This window comes from Actinoplanes sp. NPDC089786 (assembly GCF_040684855.1).
Taxonomy (GTDB): Bacteria; Actinomycetota; Actinomycetes; order Mycobacteriales; family Micromonosporaceae; genus Actinoplanes.
The window spans coordinates 53,183-79,273 of record NZ_JBFBGU010000011.1 but is presented as its reverse complement, the minus strand read 5'-3'; the positions used below and the strand labels follow the sequence as shown (position 1 = coordinate 79,273).

17 protein-coding genes are annotated in these 26,091 nt (G+C 69.3%); 3 read left to right on the top strand and 14 right to left on the bottom strand.

Annotation, left to right across the window (positions count from 1 at the left end; translation table 11 throughout):
* Positions 1-273: 273 nt before the first annotated feature.
* The 5 genes from AB0O15_RS27855 to AB0O15_RS27835 all read right to left on the bottom strand — a co-directional run bounded on the left by AB0O15_RS27855 (position 274) and on the right by AB0O15_RS27835 (position 3,810).
* Positions 274-1,200: a TIGR03619 family F420-dependent LLM class oxidoreductase gene (locus AB0O15_RS27855; RefSeq protein WP_364323948.1), complete on the bottom strand. Its 927-nt coding sequence runs from the start codon at positions 1,198-1,200 to the stop codon at positions 274-276.
* A 185-nt stretch (positions 1,201-1,385) separates the two neighbouring features.
* Positions 1,386-1,934: a hypothetical protein gene (locus AB0O15_RS27850; protein WP_364323946.1), complete on the bottom strand. Its 549-nt coding sequence runs from the start codon at positions 1,932-1,934 to the stop codon at positions 1,386-1,388.
* A 23-nt stretch (positions 1,935-1,957) separates the two neighbouring features.
* Positions 1,958-2,689 (bottom strand): hypothetical protein, encoded by a 732-nt coding sequence (locus AB0O15_RS27845; protein ID WP_364323944.1) that lies wholly within the window; start codon positions 2,687-2,689, stop codon positions 1,958-1,960.
* Positions 2,686-3,192, bottom strand: a complete 507-nt coding sequence (locus AB0O15_RS27840; RefSeq protein ID WP_364323942.1) for a sigma-70 family RNA polymerase sigma factor — start codon at positions 3,190-3,192, stop codon at positions 2,686-2,688. Before AB0O15_RS27840 ends, AB0O15_RS27845 begins: the two co-directional genes overlap by 4 nt.
* Before the next feature lie 18 nt (positions 3,193-3,210).
* Entirely contained in the window at positions 3,211-3,810 is a 600-nt protein-coding gene (locus AB0O15_RS27835) for a hypothetical protein (protein ID WP_364323940.1), read from the bottom strand.
* 339 nt (positions 3,811-4,149) lie between these two features.
* Between AB0O15_RS27835 and AB0O15_RS27830 the strand changes: the two genes are divergently transcribed.
* Positions 4,150-4,845, top strand: coding sequence for a hypothetical protein (locus AB0O15_RS27830; protein WP_364323938.1), 696 nt, complete (start codon positions 4,150-4,152; stop codon positions 4,843-4,845).
* Positions 4,846-4,892: 47 nt separating this feature from the next.
* Here the strand turns inward: AB0O15_RS27830 and AB0O15_RS27825 are convergent, their stop codons facing one another.
* The 9 genes from AB0O15_RS27825 to AB0O15_RS27785 form a co-directional block, all read right to left on the bottom strand.
* Entirely contained in the window at positions 4,893-8,180 is a 3,288-nt protein-coding gene (locus AB0O15_RS27825) for a right-handed parallel beta-helix repeat-containing protein (RefSeq protein ID WP_364323936.1), read from the bottom strand.
* Between the two features lie 35 nt (positions 8,181-8,215).
* Positions 8,216-10,738, bottom strand: coding sequence for a hypothetical protein (locus AB0O15_RS27820; protein WP_364323934.1), 2,523 nt, complete (start codon positions 10,736-10,738; stop codon positions 8,216-8,218).
* A gap of 12 nt (positions 10,739-10,750) precedes the next feature.
* The gene (eccB, locus tag AB0O15_RS27815) at positions 10,751-12,049 is read right to left on the bottom strand and encodes a type VII secretion protein EccB (RefSeq protein ID WP_364323932.1); all 1,299 of its coding nucleotides are present in this window, start codon (positions 12,047-12,049) and stop codon (positions 10,751-10,753) included.
* A 10-nt stretch (positions 12,050-12,059) separates the two neighbouring features.
* A complete protein-coding gene (eccD, locus tag AB0O15_RS27810) occupies positions 12,060-13,460 on the bottom strand; it encodes a type VII secretion integral membrane protein EccD (protein ID WP_364323930.1) in 1,401 nt (466 codons plus the stop codon).
* Positions 13,457-17,428 carry a type VII secretion protein EccCa gene (eccCa, locus tag AB0O15_RS27805; protein ID WP_364323928.1) on the bottom strand — a complete coding sequence of 1,324 codons (3,972 nt, stop codon included), beginning with the start codon at positions 17,426-17,428 and terminating at the stop codon, positions 13,457-13,459. The genes eccD and eccCa overlap by 4 nt, the downstream gene beginning before the upstream one ends.
* Positions 17,425-20,235, bottom strand: coding sequence for a hypothetical protein (locus AB0O15_RS27800; protein WP_364323926.1), 2,811 nt, complete (start codon positions 20,233-20,235; stop codon positions 17,425-17,427). The genes eccCa and AB0O15_RS27800 overlap by 4 nt, the downstream gene beginning before the upstream one ends.
* A 73-nt stretch (positions 20,236-20,308) precedes the next feature.
* Positions 20,309-21,058 carry a hypothetical protein gene (locus AB0O15_RS27795; protein WP_364323924.1) on the bottom strand — a complete coding sequence of 250 codons (750 nt, stop codon included), beginning with the start codon at positions 21,056-21,058 and terminating at the stop codon, positions 20,309-20,311.
* 82 nt (positions 21,059-21,140) lie between these two features.
* On the bottom strand, positions 21,141-21,452 hold the full coding sequence (locus AB0O15_RS27790; protein WP_364323922.1) for a WXG100 family type VII secretion target: 312 nt from the start codon (positions 21,450-21,452) through the stop codon (positions 21,141-21,143).
* Positions 21,453-21,487: 35 nt separating this feature from the next.
* On the bottom strand, positions 21,488-21,739 hold the full coding sequence (locus AB0O15_RS27785; protein WP_364323920.1) for a hypothetical protein: 252 nt from the start codon (positions 21,737-21,739) through the stop codon (positions 21,488-21,490).
* Between the two features lie 381 nt (positions 21,740-22,120).
* Here AB0O15_RS27785 and AB0O15_RS27780 point away from each other — a divergent pair, with 381 nt between their 5' ends.
* A complete protein-coding gene (locus AB0O15_RS27780) occupies positions 22,121-22,498 on the top strand; it encodes a YbaB/EbfC family nucleoid-associated protein (protein WP_364323918.1) in 378 nt (125 codons plus the stop codon).
* Between the two features lie 57 nt (positions 22,499-22,555).
* Positions 22,556-26,091, top strand: a 3,536-nt coding sequence (locus tag AB0O15_RS27775) for a hypothetical protein (RefSeq protein WP_364323916.1), incomplete at its 3' end; no start/stop codon positions are given.

The window sequence follows — 26,091 nt, the reverse complement described above, 5'->3', positions numbered from 1 at the left end:
GGCCGGCTGGCGGCACGTGCTCGGCGGCCTGCTTCTCTGCGTTTGCCCATGCCCGTCGGCGGCTTCGTGCGGCCCGAACAGGTCGGCCGGCCCCACCCCGCCGCCCGAGGAAGGGTCCGGATGCCGATCGCGGCCCGCGCGAACCCGAAGGCGAGTCGCGAGCGTTCCGCCATCAGGTAGTCGCCGTCGGAGTCGACCGCGAGCGCATCCAGCCCGAACTCGCCGCGCGCAGCCCGATCTGCGCGATCATGCCTTTCGAGGTCGATCACGCGTCTACCGCTGGGCCACGCCCTCGCGGGTCGACGCTTCGATCAGCTGCCCGAGCAGGCGGACCTGATCGGCGGTCGTGGTGAAGGCCTCGTTGGTGAGGAACACCTGGGTCACGCCGCTGCCCTCCAGCTCGGCGAGGTCGCCGGCCACCTGGGCCGCTGACCCGCCGAGGAACGGCCGGTCGCCGGCGAGATCGGTCGCGGTGAGGGGCATGTTGACCCGCACCACCACCGACACCGAGTCCGGGTCACGGCCGGCCTCGACCACCGCGGTGAGGAACACTTTGACCAGCCCGAGCAGGGCGTCCTTGGTGAAGAGCATCGGGTTCAGGCCGTCAGCGATGCGGGCGGCGCGGCGGGCGCCGGCCGCGGTCACCGATCCGAGCAGCACCGGCAAGTGACGCTGAACCGGCTTCGGATTGATCTCCGACCGCTCGATGCGCACGAAGTCGCCGTCGAAGCTGACCGGGTCGGCGGCCCAGCAGGCGCGCAGAGCCGCCACGGTCTCGTCCAGGCCGTCACCGACCCGCTCCATGGGCACGCCGGTGCTCTCGAACTCCTGCGGCACCCACCCCTGCCCCAATCCGGCGATCACCCGGCCGGAGCTGAACTGGTCCAGCGTCGCGAGGCGCTTGGCCAGAAGGATGGGCGGTTGCAGCAACGCGTTCACCACGCTGGTGCCGAGCTTGATCGTCTCGGTGACGGCGGCGATGTGGCTCAAGGTCTCGATCGGGTCGAGAGCGTACTTGTACGGGCCCGGGACCGGGGACGGCGGCGCACCATGGAAGGACACGTCCGCCAGTGGCCTCATCAGCCTCTCCCCCGCCCAGACGGCGGCATAACCGAGATCCTCCGCGGCCCGCGCGATCGTGACGAGCTCGGCCGGTTCGACCTGTCCGCCCACGTTGGGTAGTCCGACACCCAGTTCCATGTTCTGCCTTCCGCTTGAACGTCTTCCGCAGACAGCGTCGTTCGCGAAGTTGTGGTCTCACGAACGTTTGGCCGAACAGGCAGCAAGGTCGACGCGGATCGCCAAGCGGTGCGCGACTCCGGTGCGGAGCTCCGCTGCTGATCAGGCTCGGGTGCGGCGGCGGCCCGCCGTACTCCGGCATCTCCTCATGAGGTGTAGATCAGTGCCATCTTGGTGATGGCACCGTCCTGGACGGTGGCCTGCACCATGGATTCCGGGTTGTCGGCGATCCAGTCGCCGAACGCCTTCACCGAGATCGGGCAGGTGCCCCCGCTGCCGTCGGCCAGCGATTCGGCGCACACGTCGCCGTCCTCGCCCTGCCAGGTGAGCAACGCCGGTTTCGCCGCCACCGTCATGGTGACCTTGCGCCGGCTCTCCTCGGTCGTCCATTCCTCCTGGCATCGCGTATCGGTGCGCTTCACCTGGTATGTCTTGCAGTAGGCCGCGCCGCCCATGAAGATGATCGGTTCCACGACCGCCGACCTCGCGGCCGGCTCGTAGGCGAACAGCTTCACCGCCGAGACGGTGCTCCCCCGCGCCAGGTCGGCGAAGCCGGGCTCCGGCCGCACCGGCCGGCCGCTGGCCACGGCCAGGGAGCCGCTCGGCGCCGGGCTCGGCGCGGTCGTGCCGGCGTTGCCGGTCGCGCAACCGCCGGTCAACAGCACGGCCGCCAGCACGACGAGAGTCCTCTTCACAGTTCTGTTCCTCCGTGTCGGCATCAGTTGTTCCAGATCCTCGGGTTTCCGGCGGGCAGCTCCGTGCCGGCCGCGTCGTAGGCGACGAGGTCCGTGACGTCCTCCGGCGATTCGCCGATCGGCTCGAACCAGAAGATGGCCACGGTGGTGTCCACGCTCCAGGTCGCGATACGCGCGGTCACCACGCCACCGCCGGACCGGCCGGTGATCCTGGTCGCCGCGCCCACGTAGTAGCCGAAGGCGGGCTGGATCAGGCCGTTCTCGTAGGTCATCGGTGCCTGCATGGGATGGAAGCCGGCTGCCCGGTCCGAGCCCTCGTCCTCGTGGAGCTCGAACGGATCGGTCGTCCTCCCGCCGGTGCTGTGCCGCGCGATGGTGAGCCTGAACGTCGTCCCCGGCGCGCTCGGATCGCGGACCCGGTTCGCGTAGAGCACCCAGGTGTGGTCGCGGCCCGCGGTGATCCGGGTGTCGATGGCGTCCCCGAGGGCGCCGGAGACCCGGGGCGGTACGGGCCGGGCCGTCGCCGAGACCGATGCGGCCGGGACGGGCGCCCGTCCCAACCGGCCGGGCAGGTGCCCGATGCCGAGGACGGCCGCCGCGACCACCATCGCGGCGGCGCCGCCGGCCGCGATCCGGCGGCGGCGCCGGACCCACCGGCCCGAAGCCATGATGTTCTCCACATCCAGGGCCCGTGGTGCGAAGCCGGGCGGGGACTGCAGAGTCGCCCGCACCTCGTCGTCGAGGTCATTGCTCACGAGAACCTCCCGCTCCGGGCTGATTCGGGGTCGAGCACGGCTCGCAGTTTCGCCATTCCGCGCAGGTTGAGGTTCTTGACCGACGGCAGCGTGAGCCGCAGGTCGCGGGCCACGTCGGCCTCGGAGACGTCCAGGTAGTGGCGCATCACCACGACCGCGCGTTCCTTCTCGGTCAGCGTCCGCAGGGCCGCGATCAGGGCCCGCTTGCGGGCGACGTTCTCGGCCAGGTCACGCGGATCGGCCCGGTCCGGCAGAACCTCGGTGGCGTACTCCTTGACGGGTCGACGCCACCTGTCGGTGATCAGATTGGCCAGGACGCGGCGCGCGTAGGCGTACGCGTCGTCTCGTCGCACCCGTGACCAGGCAGCGTAGGTCTTGACCAGAGCGGCCTGGGCCGCGTCCTCCGCCTGATACCGGTCACCGGTCAGCAGGTACGCCGCCTGTTGCAGCCGCGCCTGACTGGCCCGGGCGAACGTGACGAACTCGTCGTCTCCACGCGCCATGGTCCCGCTCTCGTCGTCTCAGCTCTCGAAGACCTCGGGGTGACCGGCGGTCAGCTTGCGGCCGGCGGCGTCGACGGCGGTGAGGGCGCTCATCGGGCCCTCGGTACGGTCCGCCGGGTCGAACCAGAACACCGTGACGGAACGGTCGTGGCTCCACCCGGCGGTGTGCGCGGCGACGGTCCGCCCGCCGAACCTGCCGGTGACCTTCGCGGGCCGCCCCACGTAGTAGCCGAACGCGGGCTGGACCACGTCGCCGTCGTAACGCATCGCGGTGTGGGCGGGATGGAAGCCGGGTGCCAGAGCGGAGCCGCGGTACTCGTTGACGGTCACGTAGTCCTCGGTGCTGCCGTCGTTCTGCCGCTCGGCCACCGTGAAGCCGAACGTGATGCCGGCGCCGGTGATCGGCGCGCCGTAGATCACCCACTCGCTGATCTTCGTGGCGTCGAGACCGGTCGAGATCAGCTCGCCCAGACGGTGCGGCGCTGGGGCCTGCTTCGCGGTGGCGGCCGGCGCGGGCGTCGTCACGGCCGCGGACGAGGTGGCCACTCCCCCGCTCACCACGACGGCTGCCGCCATCACGACCGAGGCGATCAGCCAGCTCCTGCGGGTGCGGTTCATGTCATAACTCCTTGATCGAAGCCGGTATGTGCTTACGCCGATCAAGACGAGACACGCTCCTGCCAGGTCTCGCCGCAAAACTGCGACGAGACTCTCCGGGACTTTTCCGTACGCTCATCCGTCCCCGCGGCCGGAACCGCTGAACAGGCAGTGGATGGTGCCCGCCCGGTCAACCCGGCCGGCGAGTCGTGCAACGGGGCGACCCCTCGAGCCTGATACGCGCACCATTTCCTTCCCCTAAGGACGATCCGGCCGGCCGCGGGCCGGCTGCCGCCTATCGTCGGGCTGGGTACCTGTGTCTACCGGCCGCGAGAATGGAGCCCCATGACGTCCGACTCGGTGTACGCCGACCCCGATGGCATCGAAGCGCTCTCGTCCCCGTACGCCGCGAGCGCCGCGCAGTTCGCGGCGCTCTCGCCGGCCTTCGCCGACATCTCCGCGACGCTGCTCTGGGGACTGGCCGACGACGAGACGGCCGCCCAGATCAAGCCCATCGTCGCCGGAGCGATGACGGCCGTCTACGCCAACGTCGACACACGCCGGCAGAAGCTCGAGGCTTACGGCAACCAATTCACGACGACCAGCAAGAACTTCCGCGAAGCCGGTGCCGAGGTCGACCATCACGCGCACGGGTACGCCAAGGCCGTGCGAGAGCTCCCGGTTTCCGGCGGAAGCACGGCGAGCCCGGTGGGCGGCACCACCGGTGCCGTGGCTCACCCGGAAAGCACCACTGGTTCCAGCCCCGGCGTTCCCCTCGAGAGGCGACGAGCCACGGATGTCGTGCCGAACGCCGATGGATTCACCCCGGTCCACGTGGAGCCGCGGCACCAGACGGAGCCGAACGAAGGACAGTTCGCTCCTACCCCGCCCCTGGGCGCGCCGGGGGAAAGAGTCGCGGCGTCGGTGGAGAACGAATCCCAGGACGGCGGTCAGCCCTACGTCCTGCTTCCGGCTCCCGACCCACTGACGCTCGCGGAGCGGGACGAGCTCAACACACCACTGATTGCGTACACCAAGCAGCCGAATCAGCCCTGAGCCGGACCGCGGCGTCCGTCCTGACGGGCGGACGCCGCGTCCCGCTGTCACACGAAAGCGAGCCCGGACTTCCCCGCGCTCGCCTGCGCATAGCCCACATCGGCCATCGTCAATGTTTTCACCGCCGCCGTCCGCGACAGGCCGGCGGCGAAGACATGGGCGGCGCGGACGCTGCGGTCGGGCAGCCCCGCCGCTCCCTTGACCACCGCTTCCCGGACGTCGGCGGAGAGCTCGTGCCCGTGCCTCAGCAGGTAACGCACGGCGATCTCCCCCACTTCGGCGACGCTGTACGCCGGCACGGTCCACCGTTGCCCGAAGCACTCCAGCAATCGCCCCGGCACGGAATCCACCGTCTCCGGCTCGGTGATCAGGATGGTGACCGGCGCGCTGACCCCGTGCACGGCATGGGACAGCTCATCGACCATCTCGCTCACGAAGGCGTCGGTCGCGGACACGTCCCAGCGGATGGCCAGAACACCGCTCTCGGCGTCGCCCAGGGCATTCGCGACGAGGCTGTGCGCCTGGCCCGGCCAGCGCGCGGCCAAGGCCCCGGAGGCCGAGACGGTCACCAGATGACCGGTCGGCAGGCAGCCGAGCTCGGATAACGCCCGTGCATAGAGACTCGCGAGTTCCCGGCGCCCGCTGCCGGCCGGTCCGACCAGGACGACGTTGGCGTCGCCAGGGGCCGCCGGGCGGCCCTTCACCGCCAGCGCGGTCACCTTCGCCGCGATCCCCCGCCGGGCCTCCTCGGCGCCGACCAGCTCGCCGATCCGCCGCCACGCGACGCTCGCCTGCAAGGCCTGCCGCGGGTCACCGGTGGCGTCGAGCTGAGGGGCGGGCGCGACCGGCGCACCGGCGAGCTCCGCGAGTTCCGGTGCGAGGTCGGCCGCCGTCAGCCGGTTGAGCTCGTTGTCCTTGGCCGGTGGGGAAACCACCAGCCGGGACGCCTGATGGTTGATCATGGCTTCGAACAGCTTGCGGGCCACCCGGCCGTTGCCGAAGGTCGATCCCTTGGGCGTCCGCTCGAAGAATTCGGTGACCGCCTCGATCGCGTCGTCGGTGAGCTCGTAGTAGTGCTTCCGGCAGAGGTTGGTGGTGATGGTGACCAGCTCGTCGACGCTGTAGTTGGGGAACTCGATGGTGCGGGTGAACCGGGAGCCGAGGCCCGGGTTGGAGTCGAGGAACCGCTCCATGAGCTCGGAGTAGCCCGCCACGATCACCACGATCTCGTCGCGGTGGTCCTCCATCATCTTCATCAGCGCGTCGATGGCCTCCTGGCCGAAGTCCGGCCCGGACCCGCCCGAGCCGGCCGACAGGGTGTACGCCTCGTCGATGAACAGAACCCCGCCCATCGCCTTGGTGACGAGCTCGGTGGTCTTGATCGCGGTGGAACCGATGTACTGGCCGACCAGGTCGGCGCGCGACGCCTCGACCATGTGCCCTTGGGACAGCACGCCGAGCTCCTTGAGCACGGCGCCGTAGAGCCGGGCGACCGTGGTCTTGCCGGTGCCGGGTGGACCGGCGAAGACGAGATGCCGGCTCATCGGCGGCATCGGCAGACCGAGCTGCTGCCGCCGCTGCGCCATCGTGATGAGGTTGATCAGGCCTTTGACCTCGGCCTTGACACCGGCCAGGCCCACCAGGACGTCCAGGTCGGCGAGGGGTCCGGAGGTCGCGATCCTGGTTTCTCCCATCGTGCTCGGTTGTTCGTCCCACGCAGTTGACGGCGCGGCCGACGGGTCGCGCTCGGCCGGGACCGCTTCACTCCGTACGTCGCTCACGATCACGCGGTTCGACTCGGAGTCCCGGATGGCCAGGCCGCGACTGCCGCGCACCGTGGAACGTGTCAGCCGGACCGGCTCCAGCCCGGTGACCTGGACCCCGTCCTCGGCGCTGTCGAGAATCTGGCTCTCCACGATGTCGGCGCTGCCACCGGCCTCGACCAGCACGCCGTGCCGGCCCGCCGAGCGCACGCGGCCGCGGCTGGCCGTCAGGACCCCGCCGGTGATGCGGACACCGTCGCTCGACGCGTCGATGATTTCGGTGTCGTCGAGCATCGCGACGGCCGCCGACTCGACGAGCAGTCCGCCTCCGCGGACCACCACGCCCGCGAGTTCGATCCGCGCGGCGTCCCGCGCGGTCACGGCTGCCTCGGCCGTGGCCGTGAGGTGGGCGTCCCGGATCGTCAGGCGGGCACCGCCCGAGGTCTCCACGATGGCACCACAGTGACTCGAGAGCTCGAGGTCGCTGAGTTCGCCGGTGCTCTCGCCGGCCAGTACGATCCCCCGGCCCTGCCGTACCTCGGCCTGCATTCCGTGCAGGACGACGCCCGACTTCGCCGTCACCTCGACGAGGTGCTCGGAGCTACCCGAGATCCTCAGTTGCCGGAAGGCCGGAGCACCACCGCCGTCGACCCGGACACCGGACGGGCTGCCGGCGATCACACAGTTCTCGAACGTCGGTGCGCCGGTCCCGGCGACGTTCACGGCGCTCTTGCCGGCATCGGTGAAAAGGCAGTCGCGGAACGTCGGGGCGGCCGCGCCGGTGATGTGGACCGCCTGAGCGCCGGCCCGGCTGAACGTCGAGTCGGTGACGGTGACCTCGCCGTCGCCGCGGACGAAGACGTCCACGGAGACGCTGTCGCTCACGGTGAGCTCGGTGATCCGCGCGGCGCCGTGCTCGTCGATGACGACCGCGGGTTTGTCCGATCCGATCACTTCACACAGTTCGACGGTGCACACCGCGGTTCCGGTCACGAAGATGCCGTTGCCCGTGACCTCGGTCATCCGGCACCGGCGCAATGCCAGTGACCCGACATCGGTGACGAGCACGGCCGAGGAGCCGACATTGGTGATCCGGCAGTCCTCGACGGTGCTCGCCCGGCTGGACGTGACGACCACACCCGCACCGGCGCCGTTGGTGATGAGGCATCCGCGCATGGCGACCGATCCCTCGAGACGGGACAGCACCGTGGCCCAGGAGCGGCCGCGCAGTTCGCAGTCGTCGAGGGCGGCCTCCCCCTGGTGGACATCCACGGCCGCGAGCTTCTCGTCGTCGCTCGACAGCACCAGGCCACGCAACGAGGCCCCGGTGCCGCTGACCACGAGCACGCTGCCTACCGCGGTGTGCACCGTGACGGTCCCGGCGCCGTCCTCGGCGCTGATCGTCACCTGCTTCGTGATGGTCAGCTGCTCCTCGTAGCGTCCCGCCCGGACGACGATCGAGGCTCCGTCCTCCGCGCGCGCCAAGGCCGCGCCGATGGTCGGGCAGGCGCCCGGCGCGCCGCCGCCGACAATGATCACCTGTCGGCCCATCGGGTGAGCGTTCTGACGCATGTCAACCACCTTCGGCTTGCAGTCTCATGAATCGCCTACGCGATACCGGGCGGGAGCACGAACCGGCCGGCGGCCGCAGTGCCGACCCGGGCGGGCCGGTCCTTGCCGGTCCAGCGTTCGACGTAGCGCTGCAGCGAAGCCACCGCCAGTTCGTCGAGGTTGATCCGGTCACCGGCGACCCGGCCGTCAGCGGCGATCTCGGTGCGCGACAACTCCCGCAGGAGCACCCGGCCACGGGCGGCGCCGCTCGGCTCGGTGGTCATCAGCACCTTGAAGCTGGTTCCGGGCAGGAAGAGCACCCGGTTGTCGGCTCGCTCATCCCCCTGGGGCTCGAATCCGGTGGTACGCCGGGCGGTCATCGCCCACACCAATATCTCGACGTCACCCTTGAGGTCCGGTGACGGCTCGGTGAGGGCGTTCAGGAAGCCCCATTCGGTGAGCAGTTTGTGCTTGTGGAGCAGGGTCCAGTGCGCGGCGGACAACGAGGTCGTGAAGGACGCCGGTCCCCGGTGCGACGGCATCGGGCCGAGCCCGGCCACGACGCACCGGGCGAACGGGACGTGCGGGCCTTTGCGGGCCGCGCGCAGGTCGGCGTCGATCGCCGATCCCTGCGAGGAGAGATACAGGCGTACGGCCACGCAGTCGCTGAGGATCTCCGCGGGCGTCCGTGAGTCGCCGGTCTGCAGCGCGGGCTGCTCGGACAGCATTCGCGACACCGACGACGCGACCCGGTCGAAGTCGTCGCTCAGCGTCCGTCGCAGCCACGCCCGCTCCTCCTGAAGGCCTCGAGCGGAGGGAATCGCCGACGAGGCCGCCACCGGAGTCGGCTGCAACCGCGGCGGGCGGCGGGAGCCGGTCGGCTCGGGATCCAGGACCGGCGGAACCGCCAGCGGGCCCGGTGGCAGGTCCGCGGCCGGCACCGGATCCGGATTCGGTGCCGGTTGGTGGGTCTCGACCGAGAGCGGACTCGGCGTCGAGGACGCGATCGACGTTGCCGGCGGCGGCTCGGCCGCCGGGGCCGGTACGGCCGCCGCCGCCCTGCCACGGGAATCATCCCGGTCGGCCGGTAGCGGCGCCACGCGGACGATCCTCATGGCCGTTGTCGGCTCGGCTTCCGTGTCGTCGGCCGGCGCAGACCGGAGTGCGGTGCTGGACGGGGGTGCGGGCACCATCGTCACGGCCGGGACCGGCGATGCGGTCGGTACCGGCGTCGGCGCCTCGACCCCGGCCCGTGCCACCGCTCGCGTCCGGTCCTCCGGGGGGCTGTCCCGGAACGCGGCGTCGGCTCCGGCGTCAGCCACGCCACTGCTCGAGGTGGCGGTGACCGCGGATGCTGCGACCAGCCGGCTGTGCTCCATCGTCGTCCGGTCGAGCCGCGCGATGAGATCCTCGGCCAGCACCCGCATCCGTACCGCTCGGGCCGGCGTCGTGTCGTCGAAGATGACCGTGTTGTTGTCGGCGGTGGGCCGGGTGGCCCGGATCGTCTCGGCGTGCCCGGGTACGGCCGTCGGCCGCATCCACAGACCGGCCTGGACGACCTCGACGACCGCGTCGCCGGCGTACCAGTAGACCAGCGGCTCGATCGGATCACCGGAGGCCAGCGGCGCGCGGTGATTCAGGACCTCGGGCATCGGCGCCGGGTCGTTGGCCCGGGCCCGGGGCCGGTAGGCCAGTTCCTCGGCGAACACCTGCCAGCCGAAGTTCCCGTTCTCCCGGACGGTGAACATCTTCGGCTGGACCGGGTCGCCGATCGGCATGCCGGTGAAACACACGACCTGCCTCTTGAACAGGTCGGCCAGCACCTGCCCGAGGGGTTCCGCGGTGGGCGCCAAGACCTTTCCGTAGGTGACGAACCTTGCCCGCGCCCGGCTCTCCTCGTCGAAGTCGCGCCAGAACCGGGCGATGTCGTCGAGCGAGATCGGCGGCGTGCCGGGGCAACCGAGGACGACGGTGAGTCGCTCCGGCTGGCACGGCAACGAGGCGACCAGCCAGTTCCAGTGGTCCCGGACGGCGCTCTCGGCCCGGGTGTCCCTGATCCACACGCCGCCGGGGATCGGTTCGGCAACGCCGGTCGCACTGGTCTGCAGTGGGGTGACGGCGGCGCGGTCCCACACCGGGACGGGGAAACGTTTCGCCTCCCAGCTCGGCGGCTTTCCGGCCCGGTAGCGCACCCAGCCGCTGTGCTGGGCGGAATGGATGAAGAGGGCTCCGGCCGTACCCCGCACGATCTGGCCGTGCGGGGCGATGACCACGCGGTCCAGCCGGGCCGAGAGGAACTGCCCGGCCAGGGTGGTCGTACCCGGTTCCTCGCCGCAGACGATCAGCCGGATGCCGCGTCGCTTGCGGGGGACGGCCCGCGCGATCGATTCCCACATCGCGTACGACAGGTCGCGTCGCAGATCGAGCAGGACGATCTCGTTGTCCGGGTCCACGGGTACGGCCATCGCGATCTCGCGGGCCTCGGAGCTCACCGCCTCCGAGGTGTGCAGGACGATCGCGTTGCCGATGGTCTGCCGTCCGAGAGAGTCGGTGTTGTCGTCGGGCGATCGTTGCGACATGGTCATCATCGGTCAGCCCTGCCGGGCCAGGTTGATCGCGTCACGATTCAGGTCGGGACCGGCCGGGAACAGGTCGAGCACGTAACGCGAGATCGGGACGGCCGGTGCCTGCCCCAGACCGAGAGCGTCGCGGGTCCTGGAGTTCGACAGGCGGTACCGTACGCCGTCATCGGTGATGAGGAAGAGGACCGGGTCGCCGGCGGCCGCGGACTTGTCCATCGCGTAGGCAAGCAGTCCGCGACCGGGCGTGGCCGCGTCCATGGCCGCGGGTTCCACGATCGCGATCGTCGATTCCATCCGGTTGCCCACGAACGCCTGGCGCTGGCAGACGATCTTGCCGGCCGGGGACACCGGGGTCGCGGCGTCCAGTCCCGGGAACATGTCGAGCAACGTCCGGTCGCGCGAGCGAGGCGCGGCCACGAGCTCGGCGGCGTTGAGGGTCACCGGGGCGCCGTGGGAGACCGCCTGCAACAGCTCGAAGGCGGTCCGGTTGACCGGAGCGAGGCCGTCCTGGCGCAACACGAACAGCTGATCGCTGCCGTCGCCGCCCAGCCGGAACAGCCGGCCGATGGTGGCCGGTCGACCGGCGACCCGCGCGCCGGGAGACCCTTGCCCGGGCATCTTCGGGATCGACACCTGGCCGCCGTCCGGAAGCTCCCGAAGCCAGTCCGGCGGGACCGGCAGGGGAAGCGCGCTGGCCGCGCCCAGCGCCACCGGCACCGCCGTGTCGGCCACCAGCATTCGGTGCTGCCGCCACAGGAGGTATGTCTGTGAGCCGGCCGACACGAGGAGGAAGGCGTTGTCATTCATCGGCGCCACGGCGGTCGAGCCGAGACTCACCGCGGCCTCACCACCCGAGGTGCAGACCTGCCACGGCCCGGTCGAGATCTGCCCGGCGGCCGGAACCAGCTGCGGCGCACCGATCAGACCGACCGGCCGGCCCCGCGGTACGCCGGCGAGCGACTTCGCCGAGACCGACACGGTGCCGTTCCCTCCGGAGATCAGCAGGGCCGAAGCGTGATTGAGCGTGCGGTGGAGCCGTCCGCCCACGTACACGTACTCGTTGACCGTGCCCTTCTCCTGGATGATCACCCCGGGCGTACGCCATTCCTTGCTCCCACCCGGCACCAGGAACCCGTAGACGCCGAATCCCGCCGCGGTCAGCAACCCGACGATGACCCCGATGACGATGCCCATGACCGTGCGCTTGGAGGGACTGTCCGGCTGAGTCGGATCGCCGAGCAGCAGGGCCGAGCTCATCCGGCCCATCTGGAACTCATGCGCGTGCACATGATCACGTTGAGTCTGCATCGCCCGCCCCCTATCCGAAGAGTCCGCGGGCCCAGCCGTAAACCCCGGCCAGCCAGAGCAGCAGCGGCAGAATCGACAGGCCGAGCACCAGGTCCAGCATGGTCGCGGTGAACTCCCAGACCGGCAGGAGCCGCTGCGGCCACGGCCGGAGCGCGGCCATGATCAGCACCACGGTCAGCGCGAGCAGTCCGGTGAGGATCAGCAGCCGCCCGTCGCCGAGCACCGATTCCGACAACCGGAACACCACCAGCAGGTAGCCGGAGCCACCGGCGACCACGAGCGAGACGCGCTGCCACAGACCGAGGAACGCCCGGGCCCGCAGCAGCAGCGAGCTCGAGACGACCAGCACCATCAGCGGACCGAGAAAACCGTCCTCACCCAGCACCGCGTGCTGCAGGATCGGCGCGGTCAGACCCACCGTCACGCACAGCACGTTGAGATAGTTGTCAGCCCGATCGGTACGCCGCTGGATGTCATCAGCCTTCGCCGGCGTGATGTCGTACTGCAGCTCACTACCGGTCTTGGGCAGCTGGACCCCGCGCAGCCCGGCCAGCCGCAGGGTCATCTTCGCGGCCGACACCACCAGGCAGAAGATCAGCGACATGGTGATGCCCGCGGCCGTGGCGTGACTCATCTCGAAATAGCCGGCGATCGACAGCTCGAAGCCGAACACGACGCCGGTCAGGAACAGGACCAGCAACGGCGGGTACGGCAGGCGCCGCGCCCAGAGGAGATGGCAGACGTAGAGCGCCAGGGCGCTCACGACGATCGCGTCGCTCGCGGCCAGCAGGCTCGTCGCGCCGGGATCGAAGCGATCCGGCGCCGGGCTGGTCAGCCGGAGGAACGCCACCCCCGACAGGACGACCGCGGCCAGGCTGAACACCATCGCCGTGATCGCGTCCTTGCGGCGCGCGAACAGCACCGCCGTGAGCCCGAAGACGCCGACCAGAGTCAGTGCGGCGCTGACGCTCAGCACTCGGGTCCCCCGGTGGGCCAGGAAAGCCGCGAGGGCGGTCAGGGCCAGGCCCGAGAGGGCCAGGAACAGGGGCCGGCGGTATTCCGGCTGCCATCGGTCGTCGCGCCGGTTGATCATCGAGGCGATCCCGTCGGCCAGGTCGTCGTAGGCCAGCTCGGGGATGGCGTTCTCGTTGAGGGTCAGGTGGAACTCCTCACCGTCCAGCCAATCCAGTGACTCCGGCGTACCGCTGGGGTCGAAAGCGGGCTCACCGAGTCGCTGGAGCCGCCAGATCCGTTCGCCGCCGACGCTCTCCTCCTCGTCGCCGCCGACCCGCCGGACCAGGGCCGGGATCAGCGCGGCGACCATGGTGGCGACCGGTACGGCGAGATCGATCCGCTTGTCCGGGCCGACGACCGTGACCCGGCAGATGTCGCTGTTCAATGCGGTCGTCATGCGTTTTCCTTCGCCGTCACGCCGGCCGTGACGATGCCGGTCTGGATCAGCTTCACGCCGCGGCGGGTCACGAGCTGGGCCCGGCCCGGCGGCAACTGCATGGGTGCGGCCTCGCCGATGAACCGGCCCTCGTCCTTCGGGTACGACAGCAGGGCCGCGGGCGAGCCGAGCTCCCAGATCCGCCTGATCACCGGATCGGTCATGGCCCGCATCGCCCCGGAGGTGCTCCGTGCGATGATCACATGCAGTCCGATGTGGACGCTCTGGGCGAGGACCGGGGTGATCGGCTCGAGCACGCTGCTCAGGCCGGAACTCAGCAGGTCGTAGTCGTCGATCACCACGAAGACCTCAGGGCCGTCCCACCAGTCCCGGCGCCGCAGCCGCTCGGACGAGATGTCCGTGCCCGGCATGCGTTCCTGCATCGACACCAGGGCCTGCCTGGCCAGCTCGTTCACCGCTTCACTGGTGATACCGCGGCCGACGACGTACTCGTCCGGGATCGCGGTGTCCAGGTCACGCCGGGGATCGCCGAGCACCACCTTCGCCTGGTCGGGTCGATACCGCTCGGCGATCGCCCGCAGCACGAGCCGCAAGGCGTTCGTCTTGCCGGTCTCGATGTCACCCATGACGAGCAGATGCGGCGTACTCATGAAGTCGTGCCAGACCGGTTCGATCCGGGTCTCGTCGTGACCGAGGCAGACCTTGAACTCGGGCTGAGCGGGCGGCAGATCCTCGACCTGCAACCGGGCCGGCAGCAGTCGCACCGGCGGGGCGGGCGGCCCAGGCCAGAACGTGGCGATCTCCTCGACGATCGCCTTGGTCGCCTCACCGAGGTCGACGTTTCCGCTGCGCCCGTCGAGCCGCGGCACGGCGGCCAGGAAGTGCATGCCGTCGCTGGTCATCCCCCGGCCGGCCTGGTCGGGCACCTGCGCCGCCTTGCGGTGGTTGACCTCCGACTCGATCGAGTCGCCGAGCCGCAGCTCCAGCTTGGTGCCGAGCAGATCGCGCAGCCAGGTACGGATCTCCGACCAGCGGGTGGCCGCGATGACGATGTGGATCCCGAAGGACAGCCCTCGCGAGGACAGCTCACGGATGCGGTCCTCGAGTGCCTCGAAGTCCTGCTTCAGGGTGAACCAGCCGTCGATGATGAGGAACACATGGCCGTGCGGATCGTGCAGCACGCCCCGGGCGCACGCGTCCAGATAGCTGCCGAGGGAGTCGAAGCCGTGTGCGGCGAAGGCGGCCTCACGCCGCTCCATGATGCCGGTGATCTCAGCGATCGTGCGGACCACCCGGTCGCGCTCCATCCGTGTGGCCACCGAGCCGGTGTGCGGCAGGCCGACGATGGGCATGATGCCGCCCCCGCCGAAGTCGAGGGCATAGAACTGGACCTCACGCGGGGTGTGGGTCAGGGCCAGCGACATGACGAACGTCCGCAGCAGCGTCGACTTGCCGCTCTGCGGGGCGCCGACGACGCCGACGTGGCCGTGCGCGCCCGAGACGTCGGCGATGAGCAGATCCCGGGTCTGATCGTACGGGCGGTCCACCACGCCGACCGGCACCCGAAGCCGGCCACGCAGCACCTCCCGCTGGACGATCATGCCGTGTTCCGGATCCGGGACGATCGACGGCAGCAGCGCGTCGAGACTCGGCGCGTCGGCCAGCGGTGGCAGCCAGACCTGGCGAGCTGGTGGGCCGGACCCGGCCAGCCGATCGATGAGCACGTCCATCAGGGCCGGATCGTCCGGCTGGGCGGCGTCGTGCGCCGGTTCCTCGATCGGGACGGCGACCGGTCGTCCGTACACGCCGGGCGCCGACGACATGGTACGGGTGCCGAACGGCACGATCTCGGCCACCACCCGCAGCCGGTCGTCCTCCTCGGCCGGTGCGATCCGACGGGCGTAGCCACCCGAGACGTACGCGCTCTTGAACCTGACCAGGCTGGTGATGTCGACCTTCAGATAACCGTTTCCGGGATCGGACGGTAGCTCGTACGCGGCGCCGACGCCGATGACCGCCCGCGACTCCATCGACGAGAAGGTGCGCAGCGCGATCCGGTAGGACAGGTGGCCCTCGACCCGGCTGATCCGGCCCTCGTCCAGCCGTTGCGAGGCGAGCAGCAGATGCACGCCGAGCGAGCGCCCCAACCGGCCGATCGAGACGAACAGGTCCATGAACTCGCTCTTGCTGCTGAGCAGCTCACTGAACTCGTCGACGATGACCAGCAGCACCGGGAACGGGACCAGGGGCGCGCCGGCGCCCCGCGCCTTCTCGTACTCGAACAGCGAGGCGTAGCCGCTCTCCCGCAGGAACTCCTGCCGGCGGGTCATCTCGCCGTTGAGCGCGTCCTGCATCCGGTCGACCAGCGGCAGCTCGTCGGCCAGGTTGGTGATGACCGCCGAGGTGTGCGGCAGCTTCTCCATGCCGATGAAGGTGGCGCCGCCCTTGAAGTCGACGAGCACCAGGTTGAGGATCTCCGACGAATGGGTCGCGGCGAGCGCGCAGACGAGCGTACGCAGAAGCTCGCTCTTGCCCGAACCGGTCGCACCGATGACCAGCCCGTGCGGGCCCATGCCGCCCTGCGCCGACTCCTTCAGGTCCAGCTCGATGACCTCGCCGCCCTCGGTCACGCCGATCGGCACCTGCAACCGGGCCCGCTGGGCGTGGCGGGTACGCCAGATCGCCGGGACGTCGAAGGAGTAGGCGTCCTTGATCCCGAGAAGGGTGGTGAGCTCGAAGTCCGACTCCAGCGACTCGTCGACGACCTCGAGCGTCCCGCTGGTCCGTTTCGGCGCGAGGATCCGGGCCAGGACCTCCGCCTCGGCCCGGCTCAGCGCGTCAGCCTCCGATCGGCCGGTCTTGGTCCCGGTGGGGTACTCGACCGCTCCGTCCCGGACGGTCAGCCGCAGCACCTTGGCGCCACCGGGAAGCCGGCCGGTCACGTCCAGCAGGAGCACGTTGCGGATTCCCTCACCGAGGAGCCGTGAAACCTCCGGGATCTCGATCGAGGCGGCGATGACGACGATGAACGGCTCGGACGCTCCCACCCGGGCGGTGGCGTCGTGCTCGCCGCGCTCGCCGAGGTCAGCGCCGAGCAGCGCCATCAGCTCGTCGTGATCGTGCGCGAACAGGCGGACCGGACCGGCCGCGTCGGTGTCGGTGGGATGGGCGTTGTGCGGCAGCCACTTGACCCATTCCCAGTCGTCGGCGTGGCCGTCGGTCAGCACCGCCAGCCGCAGCTCGTCCGGGGCATGAAAGGTCGCCAGCTGGCCGACGATCGCCCGGCAGAGATCCATGGACGCGGCGAACTCTCCGGCGAACTCGATGCTGGTGAAGCTCCGCGTGCCGATGGCCGTCGGCATTCCGTCGATCGTCAGGTAGGCCTCGGAGAAGCGTCGCAGCGAGATCGCCGACAGTGGTTCCAGGTCCTCGATCGGCTTGGTCGAGGGCGGGACATAGTGGATCGCCGAGTTCTGCGTGCCGAGCCCGATCCGTACCCGCCCGAAGTCGTCATGCACCGGCCGGCGTTCCCAGACCCGGCTGCCGGAGGCGATCGACCACAGCCGGGCCGGGTCGGGGTTGTTCCAGAAGACCGCGCTGCGCTGCTCGTCGGCGTCGGCGCGGGCCTTCTTGCGCAGCTGGGCGATGTAGCGCAGATAGTCGCGCCGCTCGGACTTCATCTTGGCCTTGCGCTCGCCGGTCGCCTTGCCGATCTGAACGAAGCCCATCGAGATCATGCCGACGAACATCACGCCGCCCATCACGTACATGGCGGGCGAGCGGCTGAACATGCCGAACATGAGCATCATGCCGCCCATGCCCAGCGCCATCGGCACGGCCATCAGGAAGGCGCGGATGTCGGGTGGCGCCGGTTCCGCCATGACCGGCGGCTCCTGCAGCTCGACGTCGCCGGTCGGCAGGGGCGGGCCCTCCAGGCGCGGCGGGCGCTTGACGGTGACCGTACTCATTCGATCACCCCCGGTCCCGCCGCGCGCGTCGGCCAGATGTCGTCTTCGGCCTGCAGGAGCCTCAGTGCCTGACGCTGGTCGGCGGACTTCTGGTCACCGGCCGTGGCGTCGTCCTCGCCGTCGTCCTGGTCGGCTTCGCCTCGCGTACGGGCCGCCTCGGCCGCGGCATCACGCTCCGCCATGAGCCGTTGCAGCGTGTCGTCGTCCGGCTCCGCGGCGGACATCTGCGGCGTGCCCTCGACATCGCCGTCCGACCTGGTCCTGCCTTCCCGCTCGGGACGCCACGCCCGCAACGGCGACGGTGACATGGCGGCGACCGCCATCATCGGCTGGTCCGTCACGGGCGGGGGCGGCGAGAACCACAGCGCATCGTCGTCTTCATCGTCTTCGCCGTCGTCCAGCGTGTTCCACGGCAGCCCGTCCTGGTCCCATGACCCGAAGTCGTCGTCGCCGTCCCCGACGACCGCGACGCGGTCGGCCGGCGGATCGGCCTCTTCGGGGACGGCCGGGAGGCCGGCCGGCACCGGCGGCACGGACGGCCTGTTCTCGGCTGGGGGCGGCGGCGCGGGCCGAGGCGGGGGCGGAGCGCCGATGAAGCCTTCTCCCCCATGAGCCTGGCCGGCTCCACCCCTCGCTTGTTCCGGCGGCGCCGTGTCGCCCGACCAGGGCTCCGCGTTCGTGGCCACCAGAGCGGAGGCATCAGAGCGCTCCGGTGCGCCCGTACCGGTCGCGCCCGGCGGCATCATCGGCATCATCGGTGGCACACCGCCCGCCGAGCCGAGCTCCGGCGTCGCCGGATGCGTCACGCCACCGCCCGCCGCTGCATCGTCCTCCGGGACGCCCACACCGGAACCGGCCGGAAGACCCGGCGCTGTGCCGTCGAAGCCGGCACCACCCGGGGCGGCACCGCCCTCACCGCCAGGCGTGCCCGGGAAGGTCTCGCCCACCAGATCCGTACCCACGCCCGTCGTCCAGGGCGCGGTATCCGTCGCCAGCAGCCCCGCGGCGTCAGAACGCTCCGGTGCACCCGTACCGGTCGCACCCGGCGGCATCATCGGCATCATCGGCGGCACCCCACCACCGGTGCCCGCGCCGCCACCGAGCCCGGCCGCCGATCCGGCACCCGTACCAGCACCAGCACCAGCACCAGCACCAGCACCAGCACCAGCACCAGCACCAGCATTGGACCCCGCGGTGCTTCCGCCGCCGCTCCCGTCCAGGCCCCCGACGTGCGGCGCTTCCGGAATCGCGGCGCCGCCGGCCGCATCACCCAGTCCGCCGACATCGGCACCGCCGCCGGCGAAACCCGACGCACCGGAACCTGAGCCACCGCCCACTCCGGCCGGCGTTCCGGTGGGGGGCGCATCCGGCACCCACGGATCAGTACTGCCCGGCAACAGACCGGAAGAATCGGATCCGCTGCCGGAGTCGCCCGTCTTTCCGCCGCCGGTCGCGGCCGGCGGCAGGCTCGACGGTGGCAGATCAGGAACGGTCGTGCTTCCAGAACCCTCCGGAAGGATCGGACTCGAAACGGCCTCCGGCGGCGAGCCGAGGTTCTCGATGGTGGGCACCTTCGGAGGCACCGTGGCCGCCTTGCGTTCGTTGGCCGAAGCGCCGCCGCCGGACGCGCCCGGACCGTTTCCGCCCAGAGCGAAACCGACCGGACCGGGCCCGGGACCGATGTCCTGCGGCGAACCCGCACCTGGGAAGTCGGGAACCTTGACGTCGGCCGTGCCGCCACCGCCACCTCCGCCGGTGCCGGCCTTCGAACCCGAACCCGGCGGTACGTAGGGGCTCAGGGCGTTCATCAACTCGTCCGGCGCCGATTTGCCCTGGCCGGATCCGGGCGGAGGGTCGCCGGGCGGAATCTCGATGTCGGGGATGTGTTCGCCGACTCGGTTGTTCTTGTCGTCGGGCGGCCCTTCGGGCTTCGGATCCTTGTCGTCGTCACCCGGGACTTTGATGTCTGGCACATGCTTGTCAGCACCCGGAGGCTTGTCAGCACCCGGAACATCGGGCGGCGGCTCCTTCGCAGGAGGTACCTTCGGTAGAGGAATGTCCGGCGCCTTGGGCGGCGGGGGCTTGAAGTCGGCCGGGTCCGGGGCAGGCGCGTGATAGACGTCCGTCTTGTACTTCGCCACCAACTGGGTCATCACCTTGCGCATCGCCGTCGTCATCTTCTCCGGCACCCCAGGTACCAGGCTGACGAAGACCGTGCCGTCGGGCTGCACGGCGTGCGGTTCGACGGTGGCCGCGTAATTCGCGTAGAAACTCTCGATCTTTGTCACCGCGGTGCGCGCCCACGACAGCGCGTTACCCGCCGTCCACAGCTGCGTTGCCACATTGGATGGTGGTTTGGTGGCGCCATCGAGCTTCACCTCGGACGTCAGCGGTGCGCCATAGAGAGTCGCGGCCCGCGCTTTCATGGACGCCGCGACATATTCCATCTTCCCCAGGAACGCCTCGGCCGCCGGCCCCGTCCAAGGGCGGCCCTCACCGGCAAGACCGCGTGCCTGCTTCAGCAGATTGTCGGCGATGGCCTCCATTTCGACGGTCGCCTGGGCGAACACGTTGCCCGCCGTGATGAGCGACGACGGGTCGACCATCCCCTGTCCCACCGTGGCTCCGGTCTTGGCGTTGGTATCGGAACCGGTGAGCCCGCCGGAGCCGAACAGCCCCGCCTTGATCTGCTTCCAGTCGAACCCCATGTAGTCGCTCGTCGTAGCGGCGTTGGCCGCGGCCTTCTGCGTCGGGTCAAGAACGACGGAGCTGTCGGCGCCGGTTTTGAACGGCGAAGGGGATGTCATTACTGAAGAAACCCTATCGGCGATAACGTAGCTTGGATGACGCGGATCTTCGGCGCGACGAGGACGGAGAGGTTCAGGCCTCTTTCTTCTCCAGCCCGCCAAGCTGCCCGAAGGGTTCGGTCATGACTTTTGCGAGCTTCTCGGCCGTCATCTTGTTCATTTCCGACTCGTTGTCGTAATCCTTGCTGATCTCTTGAATCTTGTCGCAGATGAGCGTGAACGAGTAGTCGATCTTCGTCAGATAGTCAGTCGTGGCCGGTCGGACTCCGGCGGCTCCCTCGACAGCGTCCGTCAGGAGAGCGGCCGCGCTGAAAGCCGTCCCAGGCTTGATGGGACCGTCTTCGGAAAGAGTTTTGGCGACAGTCGCCAGGCGCAGGCGCAGCTTTTCCAGGTTGGAAGAAAAGGTCTTGAGGGCCTCGGTGTTGACTGCGAGCTTGGCATCACCATCCTCGCCGCCGGCGACCGGCGGTGGCAGGTCTCCGTCTTCGGGGGGATGCGCCTCTTCCTTCTTCTCCTGCTGACCGTCCCCGGGCAGGTAATTGGTGCCCTCGCCGTATGCGCCGTCCGACGCCGGATCCTCCAGAAACTTTCTCTCGACGAGTTCACGAAACTTCAGATACGCGGCCTTTTCATCATCGAGCTCAGTTAGGCTCGTCCAGTTGGAGTTCATCCACTGGTTGTCGCCGTAGCCGCTGGCGTATCGCTTCAAGAACTCCGTGGCATTGTGCACGTCGGCATCACTGAAATCCGATGGATAATCCTTGTGAATATCCTCCGGATTCACGTTGTACTTCAGTTTGCTATGCCAGTCTTCAATAGCCATTCCCTAGCCTTTACGTCGGGCCCTTGCTCCGGTTCGAAGGCCGGCCGCAGCGGCGGCCGCACGCCAGATGTCCCGCTGCGTTCTATCGGGGCAGACCAGCGCTGACGTCGCCCCAGCCGCTCGCGCTCCTAGCCTCGCCTCGCATGATCGCCGCCTTCATCTCGGCCAGCTTGGTCACAGCCACCCCGAGCGCGTTGTTCATATTCTGCGCACTGTTGCCCCACAGCAGTTGAGCCTTGTCATAGGCTTCACGAGACGGGCCGTGCCAAGTGTCGCGGTGCTGGTTCGCGAAATCATGGATCGCCGACAGCTGATCCCTGATCGTGCCGTTGGAGCGCTGAAGATTGTCGACTACGGTGTCAACCGCACCCGGGTTCATCTGCAGGTTTACCATGACGACTCCTTTCGTATTTCAACCAGTTACGTATTTCAGATGGGAAGGCCGCGGACGACCGATCCGACCTGCGTGGCCGCGTCGGAGGCGTCGCCACTGGTGTGAGCAAGCGCCGCTACCTCCTCCTGCATTTTGTGAATGATCGCATCGAGGCTGCGGGTGATCGATCCGCAGGCTTCGTTCCATACGTTCATGGCATCGAAGTATTCCTTGGACCCGAAGTCCCCCTGAAACACCTTATGCAGCATCGCCACGTCATCCTCGACCCTCGCCTGGGCGTTGGTCATGCCGCCACGCGAACTGCTCAGCTGGCCGTAAACGGCGTGGAGAGTTCTTGAATCGCTACCGATACCACTGTTGTCAACCACGGTTCTCCTCGATGCCGGAGCGTGTCGGCGCGAACCGGCCGGTCGCGCCGACACCACTGTCACGGCAGTCGACATCTGGTGCAAGTCACGGGATTTCCCATTGGCTCCCTGGCTGGCATGGGTGCCCCTTTGATCGACGCTCGACGCTGGGCCAACGATCTCGCGGGTAGGAATGATTGCGCGTTCGTCCGTCCACGCCGGACCACACTTGCCACCATCACTTCGGACGCCGTTGCATGACGGTCGGTCCACTATCTTCGGAAGTTAGGCAAACCTGTGAGCTTCTCGCATGACGAGCTGTTGAGCGCATTCCGTAAGCAGCGCGAGTCGGCGGCCGAACGCTACCGGCAGATCCAGGCCATCTCGGCGACGGCCACCTCTGCACGGCGCGAGGTGTCCGTGACCGTCTCGCATTCCGGTGCGGTACGAGACATCAAGTTCACCGGCACCGCTTACCGCCGGCTCGCGCCGGCCGAGCTCGCGACGCTCCTGATGGAGACGATCGATGAGGCCGCGAAGGAGGTGGCCGGCAAGCTCGCCGAGGTGCTCGCCCCGAGACTGCCACCCGGCGTGGACGTCGAGAAGCTCCTCGCCGGCGACGTCGACCCGGCGTCGTTCCTGCCGGCCGCCGGGCCGACGCTGCCCCGCGAGATCGTGGAGTTCTTGCAGCAGGACTGAACGAGCGCATTCCCCTCGTACCTTCGACGACTGCAGCTTCAAAGGGGCGACTGACCGATGCCGTACGGCGATCTCGACATTCCTCGCGAGCTGTACGGGGTCTACGGGATGATCAAGTGGTTCGCCATGGGTGAGGACTACCCCCCACAGAGCGAATCCACGATACGGTCGGCCGAGGCCAAGATGGCCGCCTTCTCCGCCGACTACGCCCGCGCCTCCAGTGGCGTCGAACATCTCGCCGCGCGGATCCCGCAAGTCCTCGAAGGCGAGACCGCCGACCTGGCCTACGCCGAGACCAGCACCGTCATGCAGGGCGTCGCCGACGACCTCGCGCTGATGTCGATCGCCGCGCAACTGACCCTCGGCCTGGCCCTCACCACCGAGCACACCAAAATCACCCTCATCCAAGGCATGGCCTTCATCGCCGTCGAATTCGCCGAGGCCGTCACCTACCCCGGCATCGGCTTCGCCATCGCCATGGAATGGATCGCCTTCGGCGGCCTGCTCTTCTACGCCACCCGGGTCGCCGGCCGATCCAAACTGATGAACACGGCCGTGAAACTCGCCGAGCTCCGCGGCACCCCCGTGCCCGGCGCCGCCGGACGGCCCAGCAACCTCCAGGATCTCCTCCGGGCAGCCCAGCAGACCGGCAGCATCCCCAAGGTGTTCTCCGCCGCCACTGTCCGCGAGGCCCTCGAAAAACACGGCCTGATCAACATCGCCGCGAAAATGCTGAAGGAAGGCGCCGAAGAAGGCGTCCAGGAAATCTCCGAGAACATCTTCGCCCAGGCCGTCCAGTACGCTCAGGAAAAGCGCAAGGGCACCAAGGACTTCGACACCGAAAGCGCCATCACCGACTTCGTCGCCGGCCTGCTCATCGGCCTGCTCATCTCCAAATACAACCTCATCGGCAACAAGATGTTCGGCAAGGACTTCATGCACCGGGGCAGAGTCCAAGGCCTGCTCGAGGGCGCCGCCGAAGTACCTGTCGAAGCCGGCATGATCGGCGTACTCGGCGGCAGCTTCGGCGGCCTCGGCGCCACCTTCGTCAACGCCTTCCTCACCGGCGCCCTGCCCATGGAACTCCACCACGCCCTCGAGCGCATGTTGGGCATCCAAGTCGCCCGCCACAACGACAGCAACACCGGCGGCCACGACTACGACGACGCACCACCCCCCTACTCGCCGGCGCCACCCGCGTACGAGGAAGCCGCCAATCCCGGGCTACAGGCACCCCCTGTGGCCGCCGCGGGCGGGGCAAGGTCTGTTCCCACCGGCAGCACGAACGGCAACGGGGCACACGCAGGCGCAGCATCGAACCCGCCCGTTAGCACGACCGGACCAACCAGCACCCTCACGACGGCCGGAGCCACGTCGTCCAGCCGAGGAGTCGACGGCGGCTCCGCATCGCCCGCAGCCGGTAATCCGGCCAGTTCGGCCAGCACCCAGGGCAACGCCGCCATCAACAGCGACGGCACAGCCGCCACCGTCGGACAGCCCACCACCAGCACCAACCAGACCGTTGACCAAACCGCAGCAACTCCCAACGGCACACCGGCCACCACCACAACCCCGGCCTCCGGTGCCACCCACCAGGCGCCGGCCGACGCGGCCGCAGGCGCCGCCGCCCAGCCGACGACTTCGGCTCCGGATGCCGTGGCCGCCACCTCCACGGCGGACACACCCGGCCAGGCACCACCGGCTACACCGGTAGGCACCGTGACCACATCTCCCGACGGGGTACAACAGTCGGCGTCGAGCCACACGTCGTCGGCCTCGACGAGCCACGACCCCGGCCTCTCCAACGCGGCCTCGCCCACCAGCCCAACCAACCAGCCTCCGGCGGCTTCTTCCAGCTCGGCGCCGACGACCGCCCAGGCGGGCCTGCCCCTGCACTACGACGGCAACGCCGCAGCCGCTGCCGTGAACCAGCCCTCGCCGCCACCGGCCGACACATCCAGCAACGCCACCACCGCTACTACTACCACCACCACACCGCCATCTCACCAGGGCCAGGAGATAACTCAATCCGGTACAACGCCGGCTGCCCCGCAATCGGGCACTACCGACCCAACCGCGGACTCGGCCGCCACGCCGCAAAACCCGGCACCCCAGGCCTCGGCGTCCGCCTCACAAACCACGAATCCGACCACCGCCCAAAACACCGCCGCACCCACGTCAGCGAGTAGTCAGCCGGCCCCCTCGAGCCGGAGCACAGTTGCCGGCCCGACTGCGGCTGACACACCGCTTCCGCTTTCGCACGCGGAGTCCAGCGCGCACGGAACCTCGGTCAGGGCTCCCGCAACGGCCGAGTCGGCGACCCAACCGTCGGCCTCCACAGCCGAGGCGACTCACGCGCGCGCCGAGCCTTCGACCGAGGGTGCGTTCGGCACCCGCCGGCCGATCGAGAAGCCATCCGACATCGAGGACCTGGGGCGCCTGGCCGTTCAAGCCGCGGGCAAACGGGCCCCGGGCGTGGTAGGGCCGCAGTGGTGTCTGGCCGTAGTGGACGAGTTCTGGCAACTGTCGGTGCCGTCCCGGTCCGCTCAAGGCAGGGCGGCCGACACCGACGCGCGGGACCGGGGCGCAGTGTGGCGCGGCGCGGTCCCCCCGGCATCCTGGCCACCGGTGACCAGCTTCGCGGCGGTGCGTCAGGGGCTCGGCGGCGCAGTGCCGGGCAGGCGGGCGGTGGTCTCGATGGGCCGGCCTTCACTCGGCTCAGGGTTCGGCCAGATCGGTCACGTCTTCGCGGTCATGTCGTTGCCGGATGGGACGCTTCACGCGTTCGACCCTGGAGATGGCCGCGGAGAACCCCCTCGCTCCTTCCCGGCGGATCAGCTGGAACAACGCGCCCGCGCCATCCTGGGCACTCAAGTCGATCTCCGATGGCAGGTCGTCGAGACTGACGGAACACCAGTGGCCGGACTACCGTCAACGGTCGGCTCATCCTCGCAGATCAGCGCGATGCTGGACTTGGGTGATACCCGCCGAGGCGCGGGCCGTCCACACTCACCGAACTCGCCCGATCGCCGTGATGACGTCCCTCCGGCGGTCTCCCTGCCTGGGCCCCGGTCTGAAGCGCTCCAGGGAGGTTCTCCCGGCGAACCCAGCGAACCGAAAGCTGCTGGACGCTTCGTGCCGAAGTTGGCTTCACAATCCCAGGCTCTCCGACCAGCACCCGAGCGGGCACCGGAGCCTCGGCCAGACTCCACCCCCGAACCCAACCCGCCGGACACGGTCAAAAACCCCATCGACCTGAACAAACCGCTGCCCGCTGTACCTGGCACGGCCGAACCCGCTCCGGACCTCGAACAGCCGTCCGAAGCCACTCCAGCACCAGATCCTCAACCACAGCCAGACCCGACCACCGAACCCGACGAGTCAACCGCGTCCGACGACAGCACCGAACTCACCGATGCCCTCGAACAATCCATAACATCCGACTACCACACCGGCCCCACCACCGAACCCGACGACAGCACCGAACTCACCAACGCCCTCGAACAATCCATAACATCCGACTACCACACCGGCCCCACCACCGAACCCGACGACAGCACCGAACTCACCAACGCCCTCGAACAATCCATAAC